We start from the raw sequence: 12,479 nt of genomic DNA, 5'->3' as shown, positions 1-12,479 counted from the left end.
CTCACAGCGTCAACCCTTTCTCGCCGCGAGAAATGCCGGTAGGCCCGGAGCGGACGACCTCGGTGATGAGCCCCTCCGGCACGGCCTCGATGAAGGCGTCGAGCTTCTTCGACGCGCCCGTCAGCTCGACGACATAACTCACGTCGGTCACGTCGATGACCTTGGCGCGAAAGATCTCCGTCAGGCGCTTCAGCTCTTCGCGGTCCGGGCGGGCGGCCTTAAGCTTGATGAGCATCATCTCGCGCTCGATGTGCTCGCCCTCGGACAGATCCTGGAGCTTGACCACGTCGATGAGCTTGTTCAGCTGCTTTTTGATCTGCTCGACGATGTCGTCGTTGCCGCTGGTCACCAGCGTCATGCGCGAGAGCGTCGGCTCATCCGTCGGCGCGACGGTCAGTGACTCGATGTTGTAGCCGCGGGCGGAGAACAGCCCGGCGATGCGCGAGAGCGCGCCGGATTCGTTTTCCACCAGCATGGAGAGGATGTGTCTCATTCGGATTCGCTTCCGGACGGGCAGGAGTTTCTATGTTCGGCAACTGGGCCAGGTACGGTCATACGTGGTGCAGGCAGCAGAGCAGTGCAGACGTGCAGGGGGCCATCCGCGCCGGCTGTGCCCTTCCGCACCCGTGCACGCCTGCACCGGTCTGCGCCCTGTGCTTCTGCGTCATTCAGTCGCCGGCATGGGGCTTGTCTTCGCACCCGCCTCAGGCGAGCTCCCGCTCCGACATCGTCGGCGGCAGCTCCATCTCGTGGTGGCCCTTGCCGGCGGCGATCATGGGATAGACGTTCTCGGCCGGATCGACGATGACGTCCAGGAAGACGAAGCGATCTTTCATCCCGAAGGCCTCGCTCATCGCCGCCTCCAGCTCATCCGGCTTCTCCACCCGCATGCCGACGTGGCCGAAGCTCTCGGCGAGCTTCACGAAGTCCGGCAGCGCGTCCACATAGGAATGCGCATAGCGGCTCTCGTAGAAGAACTCCTGCCACTGCCGGACCATGCCCATGTAGCCGTTGTTGAGCAGGACCACCTTCACCGGCAGATCGTACTGCTTGCAGGTGGCCATCTCCTGAATGCACATGAGGATGCTCGCCTCGCCGGAGATGCAGGCGACGGGCGCGTCCGGATAAGCGAGCTGCACGCCCATGGCCGCCGGCAGGCCGAAGCCCATGGTGCCGAGGCCGCCCGAGTTGATCCAGCGCCGCGGCTTGTCGAACGGGTAGAACTGGGCCGCGAACATTTGATGCTGGCCCACGTCGGAGGTGAGGAACAGCTCGCCGTTGGTGACCTTGTACAGGGTTTCCACCGCGAACTGCGGCTTGATGACAGGGCTGGTGCGGTCGTAGCGCAGGCAGTCCATGCGCTTCCAATCGTCGATCTGCTGCCACCAGGCGGTGAGCGCATCGCGATCCGGCCGCCCGCCCGTGTCCTTCAGCACCGCCAGCATATCCTTCAGCACCGTCTGCACCGGGCCGACGATGGGCACATGCACTTTGACGGTTTTGGAGATGGAGGACGGGTCCACGTCCACGTGGATGATCTCGGCATGTGGACAGAAGTGCTCGATCTTGCCCGTCACCCGGTCGTCGAAACGGGCGCCGATGGCGATGAGGCAGTCCGTCTCGTGCATGGCCATGTTGGCCTCGTAGGTGCCGTGCATGCCGAGCATGCCGAGGAACTGCTGGTCGGTCATGGGATAGGCGCCAAGGCCCATCAGCGTGCTGGTGATGGGGAAGCCGAGCTCCCGCACCAAGGCCGTCAGCGCCTCCGCGGCATCGCCCAGCACCACGCCGCCGCCGGTGTAGACCACCGGCCGCTTCGCCGCCAGCATCTTCTCCACGGCCTTCTTCATCTGTCCCTGGTGCCCGCGCTGCGCCGGGTTGTAGGAGCGCATGGCGATCTCGGCGGGATACCTGTATGGGATCTTGATGTTCGGATCGGTCACGTCCTTGGGGATGTCCACCACCACCGGGCCGGGCCGGCCCGAGCCGGCGATGAAAAAGGCCTTCTTGATGGTCTCGGCGAGGTCCTCCACCCGCTTCACCAGGAAGTTGTGCTTGACGCAGGGCCGGGTGATGCCGACCGTGTCCACCTCCTGGAAGGCGTCGCTGCCGATGACGGGCGTCGGCACCTGGCCCGTGATGATGACCATGGGGATGGAGTCCATGTGCGCAGTGGCAATGCCGGTGACAGCATTGGTGGCGCCGGGACCGGAGGTGACGAGGCAGACGCCCACTTTGCCGGTGGCACGGGCATAGCCGTCCGCGGCATGGGTGGCGCCCTGCTCGTGGCGCACCAGGATGTGCTTGATCTCGTCGCGCTTGAACAGCGCGTCGTAGATGTGGAGCACCGCACCGCCTGGGTAGCCGAAGACGAATTCAACCCCCTCGTCGATCAGCGCCTGTACCGTGATCTCGGCACCGCTGAGCTCGGTGACCGCGGCGCCCGGGCTGGCACCTGTGCCGCGCGTGCGCTGCTCCGGCTGAAGTTGATCCGGCTTGACTGGATCCATCGGGTTGACCTCTCGGGGGGCTGACCGCTCTCTTGGAGGGACTCACTCTAGGGGGATTCACTCTGGGGGGACTCACTCTGGAGGGCTCACAATGCCTGCAAGCCCGCCAGCAAAGCGACCTCATTGCGAATGTGCTGGTCTCAAGCGGCCCAACGCCGCGCCGGGATACCAACCCACTGCGGGCGTGGTCAGTTCCGACCCGCCCGCGCGGATGCCAAACTCTCACCGCGAGTGGGCGTCGGCTGACCCAGCGACCTCAAGCCGTATCGAGGCTCAAGGGTCGTCGGCAAGCGCGACGATGCGCCTGCGACGCGGGACGGGCATGGCATCCAGCGCCGGCGGCACACACGGCGTGAGGCGCCGGAGAACGCTCGAAAATACGTGATTCATACGATCTTGGTCAAGGCTGCATCGTCTGGGCAGATTGCCGGGCGTCCGGGAAGATTGCCGAGCGTCCGGCCTCCCCGTGTCAGGCTGGTCGTCGCCGCGCCCCTGCTGCGATTGCTGCCCGACTGGGATCGTCGCCCGGTTGCATGCGTCTGCACCGGGAGTCCACGCCGGCTCGTCTGTCTCACGATGTTGACCTTCGGGCGACGGCCTTTCGATACTCAGCACCGATGTCCGGACCATGCCCGGATCAACCCCGGCGCAGCGTCCGCCGCTGCGGAGCGCCCCTCCATGTCCTGCACCCATACCACTGCCCCTACAACCCGGCCTGCCACGGGCGTTCGCGGCGCCGCAGCGCCGGTAAGCTTGCCGACGCACGCGCGGCTCGGCGCAATGCTCGCCTGCTTCACCTTGCTGTGGTCCGTGGCCGCGCTCGGCGAGGTCTACCGCTACGTGGACGAGAATGGTGTCACCGTGTACTCGCAGACCCCACCGCCCAGCGGCGAGGCCGCCAGCATGACACCGGACCCGGGTCCGAGCGCCACGGAGACCGCCGCGGCGCTGGAGCGTCTGCGCCGGCAGCTGGAGACGGATTTCGATCGCCGCTATACCCGCGAGAAACAGGCCGAGCATGCAGCGGAGGAAGCCGCCCGCGCCGAGCAGCGCGCCGCCGCCTGTACCGCCGCGCGCACGAACCTGCGCACGCTCACGAACCTGGGTGCCGCCTATCTGGAGCTGCCGGACGGCACGCTGGTGGGACCTACGCGCGAGCAGCGCCAGCGCCTGATGGAGCAGACCCGCAGCCAGATCCGTGCCCTCTGCGACTGACCTGCCCACAACCCGCCACCAGCCCGCGACGCCCCGCCGCCCGCAACCGACACGAACGGGAGCCCAACCCATGCCGACACTCATCATCAAGACCAACGCCGACCTGCCCCCGTATCCGCGGGACGACCTGCTCAAGGCTGCCTCCGGTGCCGTCGCCCAGCTGCTCGGCAAGCCGGAGGGCTATGTCATGGTGCTGCTGGAGCCCGTCGCGGATATGAGCTTCGGCGCCGACACGGCGCCCTGCGCCTACCTGGAGCTGAAGAGTCTGGGCCTGCCGGAAGCGCGCACGGCAGAGCTGTCCGCGGCACTCTGCGCGCTCGTCGAGGCGCAGCTGGGCGTGCCCAAGGCGCGCGTTTACATCGAATTCGCGTCACCGCCCCGGCACATGTTCGGCTTCGATGGGCGCACCTTCGGCTGACTTGCATGCGGGTTTCCGGCGCGCTGCACCGACGTCAGCCGGTGCAGCGACCAGACATCGGTTGCCTGGCCAACGAGCCGGCCGGCGCACCACCTGGTGGGGCGTGCTTGGCGCCGCGTTTTCGCGCGTGCGTCACGACCTGGGTGCTCGATCCGATTGCGCACTGCGGACTGCGCGCAACAGCCGCGGCATCGCGAGCCCCGTCGCGGCGAGTCCCAGCGCACCACAGGTGAGGTACAGGGCGGGGTCCGCCAGCGCCTCGATGATGCCCCAGTAGCCCAGGATGCCGAGAACCAAGAGGACAGACCCCACCAGGTCGAGCGACAGGGCCGTGATCAGATCGGGGGTGAGACGCATGACAGAGATCCTGCTTTGAGGTGGCTGGCCAGCGCGTGCCTCTGGGCTTGACCCATGTCTCCGGGGGGCCTGAGCCACGCTGATGAGATCCACGTCGCTCAGCCGATCGGCACGCCGCGGCTCCGCGACGTCCGGAGTCCACGCGTAACAGTCGCTCGTGAGCTTGAGTTATCGGTCCTGCGGTAAGCCCTCGATCCGGCGCGCTCAGGGGTTCAGGAACTTGATCAAGGTAACCACCAGTCCGCCAACACCGAGCGTGGTGCCAAACGACCAGACCATGAATCGGTCCATGCGGCGCTGCAGCTCGCGAATGTCCTGCTGCACGCTTTCGAAACGTTGGTCCACTTGCTCGAAGCGCTTGTCGACCTGCTCGAAGCGCTTGTCGACCTGCTCGAAGCGCTTGTCGACCTGCTCTAAGCGCTTGTCGACCTGCTCTAAGCGCTTGTCGACCTGCTCGAAGCGCTTATCGACCTGCTCTAAGCGCTTGTCGACCTGCTCTAAGCGCTTGTCGACCTGCTCGAAGCGCTTGTCAATCTGTTCGAAGCGCTTGTCAATCTGCTCGAAGCGTTTCTCGACCTGCTCGAAGCGCTTGTCAACCTGCTCGAAGCGCTTGTCGACCTGCTCAAAGCGCGCCGCCATGTCCTGGCGCAGCTCCCGGTGTCGCTGGTCCATTTGCGCGAAACCCTCGCGCATCAGCTCGCGCTGGTGCTTCAGCTCTTCCTCGACGCGCACCATCCGCTCGCGCAGCTCGATCTCATAGACGGCGGGCGGCTTGCCGAGGGACTGCTCCGCCAGCCACTCGCCGAGGTGGTCTTTGATGAACTGGATGTCTTCCTGCGCCAACGCCATGACTGCTCTCGGGAACCTCCCACACACGGTCTATGATGACAGCAACGCGCGGTCGGCGTCAGGTCGCGCTGGGAGCGCGGACAGGCCCCAACAGATCCGGCTCCCGGACGACGGTCGTCCGCGCGCAGCGCACAGAGCCCGCATTGCCTCAAGACTGCGCCCTGCATCGCCTTGCCCCGCCTAGCGCGCACGGCTAGACTCAGCGGCTTTGTGCCAGTCTGCCGTCACCGCTCATGCGCGCCTCCCGGTTTCCGCTCCAAACCGTCAAAGAGACACCGGCCGACGCGGAGATCGCAAGCCACCGCCTGATGTTGCGCGCGGGCATGATCCGCAGGCTCGCCGCCGGGCTCTACACCTGGCTGCCGCTGGGGCTCAAGGTGCTGCGCAAGGTGGAGCGCATCGTCCGCGAGGAGATGGACCGCGCCGGGGCGCTCGAGGTCTCCATGCCCGCCGTGCAGCCGGCGGAGCTGTGGCAGGAGTCCGGGCGCTGGGACCAGTACGGCCCCGAGCTGCTGCGCATCAAGGACCGCCACCAGCGGGATTTCTGCTTCGGCCCCACGCACGAGGAGATCATCACCGACCTCGCCCGCGGTGAGCTCAAGAGCTACAAGCAGCTGCCCGTCAACTACTACCAGATCCAGACCAAGTTTCGCGACGAAGTGCGCCCGCGCTTCGGCGTCATGCGGGCGCGCGAGTTCCTGATGAAGGACGCCTACTCCTTCCATGTGGATCAGACCTCGCTGGCGGAGACCTACAACCTGATGTACGACACCTACAGCCGCATCTTTCGCCGCTGTGGGCTCGACTTCCGCGCCGTGCAGGCGGACACCGGCAGCATCGGCGGCAACGCCTCCCACGAGTTCCACGTGCTGGCCGCCTCCGGCGAGGACGCCATCGCCTTCTCCACAGACAGCGACTACGCCGCCAACGTGGAGCTCGCGGAGGCGCTCGCCCCGGCGGACGGGCCGGCCGCACCTGCCGAGGAAGCGCGCATCGTGGACACCCCGGACGCCAAGACCATCGCCGACCTGGTGGCGGGCTTCGGCCAGCCCATCGAGCGCACCGTCAAGACCCTGGTGGTCGCCTCTGCCGACCCGGACACCGGCGAAGAGAACGGCCTCGTCGCGCTGCTGGTGCGCGGCGACCACGAGCTGAATGCCGTCAAGGCAGAGAAGCTCCCGCGCGTGGCGAGCCCGCTGCGAATGGCCACAGAAGACGAGATCCGCACCGCCGTCGGCGCCGGCCCCGGCTCGCTGGGGCCGAAAGATCTGCCCATCCCCTGCATCGCCGACCGCACGGCGGCCGTCGCCGCGGACTTCAGCGCCGGCGCCAACACCGACGGCAAGCACTGGTTCGGGCTCAACTGGGGCCGGGACCTGCCGCTGCCTGAGGTGGCCGACCTGCGCAACGTGGTGGAGGGCGACCCAAGCCCGGACGGCGCCGGTAACCTCACCATCGCCCGCGGCATCGAGGTGGGCCACATCTTCCAGCTCGGCACCAAGTATTCCGAGGCCATGAAGGCGACGGTGCTGGACGAGGCGGGCAAGGCCGTCACCATGACCATGGGCTGTTACGGCATCGGCGTGTCGCGCGTCGTCGCCGCGGCCATCGAGCAGCACCACGACGACCGCGGCATCCTCTGGCCCGCCGCCATCGCCCCCTTCGAGGTGGCACTCCTCCCGATGAAATATGCCAAGTCGTTCCGCGTGCGAGCGGCCGTGGACGACCTCTACGAGCGGCTGCGGGCGGTGGGCATCGAAGTGCTGCTGGACGACCGCGACGTGCGCCCGGGGTTCATGTTCGCGGACATGGAGCTCATCGGCATCCCGCACCGGGTGGTGGTGGGCGACAAGCACCTGGACAACGGCCAGGTGGAGTACAAGGGCCGCAGCGATGCCGAGATGCAGCTCATCGGCCTCGACGACATCGTCCCCTTCCTGGAGCGCAAGCTCGCCGGCTGAGCGCCCCCCCCGCCCGGGCCGGCGCCTGCCCAGGCAGCCGACGCGGGCCACGCAAGCCAACGCATAGGACCTCCCTCCGCGCATGAGCAGAACCGAATCCTTCGACCGCGAGCAGCTCCTCGCCTGCGGCCACGGTGACATGTTCGGTCCCGGCAACGCCCAGCTGCCGGTGCCCAATATGCTGATGATGGACCGCATCACCCGCATCGCAGACCACGGCGGTGAGTACGGCAAGGGCGAGATCATCGCCGAGCTGGACATCAGGCCGGAGCTCTGGTTCTTCGGCTGCCATTTCCCGGGCGACCCGGTGATGCCAGGCTGTCTGGGTCTGGATGCCATGTGGCAGATCGTCGGCTTCTACCTGGCCTGGATCGGCAACCCGGGGCACGGCCGCGCGCTCGGCGTCGGCGAGGTCAAGTTCACCGGGCAGGTGCTGCCCACGGCCGTGAAGGTGACCTACCACGTGCACATGAAGCGGGTCATCTCGCGCAAGCTGGTGCTCGGCATCGGCGACGGCGTGATGGACGTGGACGGCCGCGAGATCTACACCGCGAAGGACCTGCGGGTGGGCCTGTTCACGTCCACCGAGGGCTTCTGAGCGGGCGCTCGCCCTGTGCTGCAGCGTGTAACGCAACGGCTCGCCCCGCAGGCGGCCCGCTGGCATGTGGTCCATCGTGCGGCCGCCATGCTGGGCGGTCTGCTGATGCTGATCGGGCTCGCCGGCCTCTTCGGCAGCTATGTCGGGCTTGAGATCGAGCGCACCCGGGTCGGCAGCACGCCGGTGGGCCTGTTCCAACCCAAGGCCGCACCACCCGGACCCGTGGTCGTCGTCGCCCACGGCTTTGCCGGCTCGCGACAGCTGATGCACCCCTTCGCCGTCACCCTGGCGCGCAACGGCTACCGGGCGCTTGTTTTCGACTTCCCCGGCCATGGCCGCAACACCCAGCCGCTCGCGGGCGAGATCGGCGACGACGCCCGCGCCGCGGCGCTGCTGGGCGCGCTGGCCGACGTTGTGGACTATGCCCGGGACCTGCCCGACAGCGACGGCCCGCTGGCGCTGCTCGGCCACTCCATGGCCGGCGACATCGCCACGCGCTATGCCAGTGCGCACGAAGACGTACGGGCACTGGTGGCCGTCTCCCCTTACCTGTCGCTGCCGGTGGATGAGCTGCCGGCGGTGAATCTGCTCTTCATCTATGGTGCATGGGAGCCGCAGGTCATCCAGCAACAGGGGCGCGCCGCGGTGGCGGCGGTGGCGGGGCCTGATGCGGCGGCGGTGGAGCCGGGCACCACCTACGGCAACTTCGACGACGGCACCGCCCGCCGGCTCGTCATCGCCGACGGCGTGGAGCACATCGGCGTGCTCTACAGCGCGACGGCGCTGCAAGCGGCGCTGGACTGGCTGAACGCCGCCTTCGAACGGGCCGAAACCGAGTCGGTCACCGCCGGCGGCGTCGACCGCCGCGGCCCCTGGCTCGGGCTCTACTATCTCGGCGTCCTGCTGCTGGCCTGGCCGCTGGCGCTGCGCTTGCCGCAGGTCGCCGCCGAGCGCCTGGGCGCAGGCTCCACCGCCGGCTGGGGCTGGCGACGCTTCTGGCCCATCGCCGTGCTGCCCGCGCTGCTGACACCGGTGCTGCTGTGGCCGGTGCCGACGGACTTCCTGGCCATCGCCATCGGCGACTACATCGCGCTCCACTTCGGGCTCTACGGGCTGCTGACGCTCATCGGCCTGTGGCGGGCCGGCGCGCTGCCCCGCCTCGGCGGTGCCTCCGTCAGCGCCCTGGTGGCCGCCATCGCCATGGTGGCCGTATTCGAGACCCTCGCCCTGGCGCTGCCGACGGACCTGTTCGTCGCAAGCTACCTGCCGGCGCCACACCGCCTGGCGACGGTGGCCGCCCTCTTCGCCGGCACCCTGCTCTGGTTCGTCGCCGATGAATGGCTCACCCGCGGCCCGGGCGCTCCGCGGGCCGCTTACGCCGTCACCAAGGCGCTGTTCCTGGTCTCGCTGATGCTCGCGGTGGCGCTCAACCTGAACGAGCTGTTCTTCCTGGTCATCATCATCCCGGCCATCCTCGTACTCTTTCTGGTCTACGGCCTCTTCAGCGGCTGGATCTACCGCCGCACCGGCCAGCCCCTGGTGGCGGCGGTCACCAACGCCTTCGCCTTCGCCAGCGCCATCGCCGTGAGCTTTCCGCTGCTCGGGTAGATCCGGCATGGCATGGCCGGAACGCAAAGCCTGAAATCGTGCCCCGGTCGGGTCGAGCCGCAGCGCATCCGCGAGCCCGGCGCAGGCGGCGGACAGGTCGCCGGCGGCGGCCTCGAGCTCGACGATCAGCGCCGGGATGCGCCTGTCCGCCGTCGCGCGCCCGCGCGCCTCGCGAGCAGATCCGGCGCCTCCTCGCCGCGCAGCGCCGCGGCCTGGGCCAGGACCAGCAGCGCCTCGACGTCCCCGGGGTCCTGCGCGAGGCGTGCCCGCGCGTCCGCCTCGGCCGCATCCTGATCGCCTGCGACGAAGCGCAGCCGGGTCTCGGCGGCGCGCAGCCGCGCGTCCTCCGGGTGTGCGGCCAGGCTGCGCTGCACCAACGCCAGCGCATCGGCGGCTCGGCCCTGGCGCACCAACGCGTCCTGGGCCAGCAGCAGGAGCTCCACCGGCGGCTGCTCCGCGGCGACCGCGGCGTTGAGCAGCTGCCCGGCACCGACAGCATCGCCCGCGGCCGGCAGCGTCCTGGCCTTCAGCCACAGCAGCCGGGTACTGGCGCCCTCGGCTGCCTCCATCCGGCTCAGATACTCGAGTGCCTGCTTGCGGTTGCCGAGCTGGTTGGCGGCGAAGGCGGCGTAGAACAGGGCGTCGGCGTCACCGGGGATGGCGCCGAGACAGCGCTCGAAGGCGGCCGCGGCCTCGGTGGGGCGCTCACGCAGCAGGTGCACGCGGGCGTTGGCGTAGAGCAGACCGACGAACGCCGGGAACTGCGCCTCGGCCAGCGCGATGTCGGCCTCGGCGCCATCCACGTTGCCCTGGTCCAGGCGCGTGATGGCGCGCCAGTACGCGGCCATCCAGTGGTTCGGCGACCGGTCGAAGTCACCCTCATCGCTGCTCGGCGCCGACACGACGCCCCCCGGTGAGTGCCTGCCGAGCCAAGTCGGAGAGCACCGCACCGGCGGAGCGGCGTTCCCGGCGTGCGCGGGCCTTGATGGCCGAAGCGGACGTCCGGGTCGATATCGAGCGTCGTGCGCATGGGTTGGAATGGAAGACGTTTGGAAAGAACCGTCGGGCAGATGCCCGCGCGGATGATCAGCGGTTCGACGCACTCCGAAGACGGCGGAACCGCGAGCGGGTTCCGCCCTTTGGCGCCTGGCGCATCGTGCTACACCTTGACAACATCCTGTCCAGGTCTGGCTCCATGAAAGTCGTCACCTATTCACACGCCCGCAACACGCTGAAGTCCGTTCTCGACTCCGTCGTCCGCGACTCGGACGTGACCATCATCAGCCGCCGGGACGCGGAGGGCGACGCGGTTGTGATGTCGCACACCGAGTTGGTCATCAGCGCTTGTCGCTTCCATTACGACGGCTGACTTCCTGGTTTCCACGCCGCAGCGCGGCAACCCGGACTCGGCCGCGCGAGCGGTCCGACCCCTCGGGACGCTGGAGCGTCCGCACCAGCTGGCACGCCGGGGCGTGGAAGCCAGAGAAGGCGAAACCCATCCTGCTGCCAGCCCTGCGAGCATCCACCACATCGACCGATCCCCGTGCCATGTCGGATTGAAGTCCGCCAGTCCTGGGATGCCGACTGCAGCGGGCATATCCGGGAGCGGCCGCGCCAACCCCGCCGCGGTGCACTGGCCGTCGGTCGGGCGCCGAGGCGCGCGCGGCCCCCGACGTGGCCGGCTCGGCTTCAGACTCCGGTGTCCGCGGCGGCGCGTCGGGGATGCAAGCGGGGGACGGACGAATGACTGAATGCGGAGGCTACCAGCACGGCGGGACGGTGCGCGCCCTGTCCGGGCAAAAGTTCGGCAGACTGAAGTATCTGTTCTGCCAACCAAACTTCTGGCGGGTTGACAGAGGTCGTGACAGGTGGTGTCGGACCGGGCGCCGGGTCTACCGGACATCCCGCTCCAGGCTCATGGCGCGTAGGATGCGGGAGGGACGCGAGACCCATGCGTCCGCTGGAACCCCATCGAGCCCCGAGCGAGGTCTCTGCCATGCGCTTCTTCAATACAGAAGGCCCGGTGCGGCCCGACATGCACTACTGCCTGCCGCCGCTGTACCGCTGGGACCTCGGGGAGGTGCTGCAGCTGATCGAGCAGCAGAAATACTTCCTGCTCCACGCCCCGCGCCAGACCGGCAAGACCTCCTGCCTGCTGGCGCTGATGGCGCACTTGAACGGTGAGGGGCGGTATCGGGCGGTCTATGCCAACCTCGAAATCGCCCAGACGGCGCGTGAGGATGTGCCCCGCGGCATGCGCGCCGTCTGTGGGGCCATCGCCTCCGCGGCCGATCTCTACCTGAGCGAGGAACGCCTGTTCGACTGGACGGATGCGCTCTGGCCGGGATACGGCGCAGACGGGGTGCTGAACGGCCTGTTGAAGCGCTGGAGCCGCGAGAGCCCGCAACCCCTGGTGCTGCTCTTGGACGAGGTGGACGCCCTGGTGGGCGACACCCTGATCTCACTCCTGCGCCAGTTGCGTGCCGGCTATACCCAGCGGCCGGAGGCCTTTCCATCCACGGTGGTGCTGTGCGGGGTACGGGATCTGCGCGACTACCGCATCCATGCCAGCTCCGAGGCATCGCCCATCACCGGCGGCAGCGCCTTCAACATCAAGGCCAAGTCCCTGCGCTTGGGCGATTTCGATGCCGCCGAGGTGGCGACGCTCTTGGGGCAGCACACGGCCGAGACCGGGCAGGCCTTCGCGCCCGAGGCCCTCGCGCGGGTCTGGGAGCTGACCCGGGGCCAGCCCTGGCTGGTCAACGCCCTGGCCTATGAGGCCTGCTTCGAGATCCGCGAGGGGCGCGAGCGCACCCGCCCCATCGACGTGGGGCTGATCGATCGGGCCAAGTTTAGTGGACCCCATGTCCAGGACAGAATGTCCTCGAGTTTAAGCTGCGCTGGTTAAGTCAGTAGCAGCGCCTTGGCGCTGCCCCGGCTCGGCGGCGGGTCCGTCCGCGGCG

Annotated in this window: 11 protein-coding genes and 1 pseudogene; 7 read left to right on the top strand and 5 right to left on the bottom strand. The window is 68.3% G+C overall.

Annotated elements, in window-relative coordinates; translation table 11 throughout:
- Position 1: 1 nt before the first annotated feature.
- Both ilvN and QZ607_RS20655 read right to left on the bottom strand, forming a co-directional pair.
- Positions 2 to 493: an acetolactate synthase small subunit gene (gene ilvN, locus QZ607_RS20660; RefSeq protein WP_295886574.1), complete on the bottom strand. Its 492-nt coding sequence runs from the start codon at positions 491 to 493 to the stop codon at positions 2 to 4.
- Positions 494 to 704: 211 nt separating this feature from the next.
- Entirely contained in the window at positions 705 to 2,510 is a 1,806-nt protein-coding gene (locus tag QZ607_RS20655; protein ID WP_295886571.1) for an acetolactate synthase 3 large subunit, read from the bottom strand.
- 753 nt (positions 2,511 to 3,263) lie between these two features.
- On the opposite strand from QZ607_RS20655, the gene QZ607_RS20650 reads away from it, so the two are divergent.
- Together QZ607_RS20650 and QZ607_RS20645 are read left to right on the top strand one after the other, a co-directional pair.
- On the top strand, positions 3,264 to 3,725 hold the full coding sequence (locus tag QZ607_RS20650; protein WP_295886569.1) for a DUF4124 domain-containing protein: 462 nt from the start codon (positions 3,264 to 3,266) through the stop codon (positions 3,723 to 3,725).
- Positions 3,726 to 3,795: 70 nt separating this feature from the next.
- The gene (locus QZ607_RS20645; protein WP_295886567.1) at positions 3,796 to 4,143 is read left to right on the top strand and encodes a phenylpyruvate tautomerase MIF-related protein; all 348 of its coding nucleotides are present in this window, start codon (positions 3,796 to 3,798) and stop codon (positions 4,141 to 4,143) included.
- A gap of 132 nt (positions 4,144 to 4,275) precedes the next feature.
- On the opposite strand, the gene QZ607_RS20640 is transcribed toward QZ607_RS20645, so the two are convergent.
- Both QZ607_RS20640 and QZ607_RS20635 read right to left on the bottom strand, forming a co-directional pair.
- A complete protein-coding gene (locus QZ607_RS20640) occupies positions 4,276 to 4,500 on the bottom strand; it encodes a hypothetical protein (protein WP_295886565.1) in 225 nt (74 codons plus the stop codon).
- 204 nt (positions 4,501 to 4,704) lie between these two features.
- Positions 4,705 to 5,349: a hypothetical protein gene (locus tag QZ607_RS20635; protein ID WP_295886562.1), complete on the bottom strand. Its 645-nt coding sequence runs from the start codon at positions 5,347 to 5,349 to the stop codon at positions 4,705 to 4,707.
- Between the two features lie 233 nt (positions 5,350 to 5,582).
- Here QZ607_RS20635 and QZ607_RS20630 point away from each other — a divergent pair, with 233 nt between their 5' ends.
- The 3 genes from QZ607_RS20630 to QZ607_RS20620 all read left to right on the top strand — a co-directional run bounded on the left by QZ607_RS20630 (position 5,583) and on the right by QZ607_RS20620 (position 9,516).
- On the top strand, positions 5,583 to 7,310 hold the full coding sequence (locus tag QZ607_RS20630; protein ID WP_295886558.1) for a proline--tRNA ligase: 1,728 nt from the start codon (positions 5,583 to 5,585) through the stop codon (positions 7,308 to 7,310).
- 82 nt (positions 7,311 to 7,392) lie between these two features.
- Positions 7,393 to 7,908 carry a 3-hydroxyacyl-[acyl-carrier-protein] dehydratase FabA gene (fabA, locus tag QZ607_RS20625; RefSeq protein WP_295886555.1) on the top strand — a complete coding sequence of 172 codons (516 nt, stop codon included), beginning with the start codon at positions 7,393 to 7,395 and terminating at the stop codon, positions 7,906 to 7,908.
- Between the two features lie 15 nt (positions 7,909 to 7,923).
- Entirely contained in the window at positions 7,924 to 9,516 is a 1,593-nt protein-coding gene (locus tag QZ607_RS20620; protein WP_295886552.1) for an alpha/beta fold hydrolase, read from the top strand.
- A gap of 125 nt (positions 9,517 to 9,641) precedes the next feature.
- Here QZ607_RS20620 and QZ607_RS20615 read toward each other — a convergent pair whose 3' ends face one another.
- Positions 9,642 to 10,418 carry a tetratricopeptide repeat protein gene (locus QZ607_RS20615; RefSeq protein WP_295886549.1) on the bottom strand — a complete coding sequence of 259 codons (777 nt, stop codon included), beginning with the start codon at positions 10,416 to 10,418 and terminating at the stop codon, positions 9,642 to 9,644.
- A gap of 293 nt (positions 10,419 to 10,711) precedes the next feature.
- Between QZ607_RS20615 and QZ607_RS20610 the strand changes: the two are divergent.
- Positions 10,712 to 10,837, top strand: a pseudogene (locus QZ607_RS20610) (type II toxin-antitoxin system Phd/YefM family antitoxin); the annotation flags it as partial.
- Positions 10,838 to 11,512: 675 nt separating this feature from the next.
- The gene (locus QZ607_RS20605; RefSeq protein ID WP_295886546.1) at positions 11,513 to 12,424 is read left to right on the top strand and encodes an AAA-like domain-containing protein; all 912 of its coding nucleotides are present in this window, start codon (positions 11,513 to 11,515) and stop codon (positions 12,422 to 12,424) included.
- The last annotated feature ends 55 nt before the right edge of the window (positions 12,425 to 12,479 follow it).

The sequence above is a fragment of the uncultured Thiohalocapsa sp. genome, assembly GCF_913063425.1.
Taxonomy (GTDB): domain Bacteria; phylum Pseudomonadota; class Gammaproteobacteria; order Chromatiales; family Chromatiaceae; genus Thiohalocapsa.
The sequence above is the reverse complement of the archived record's forward strand: the minus strand, read 5'-3'. Positions and strand labels throughout refer to the sequence as shown.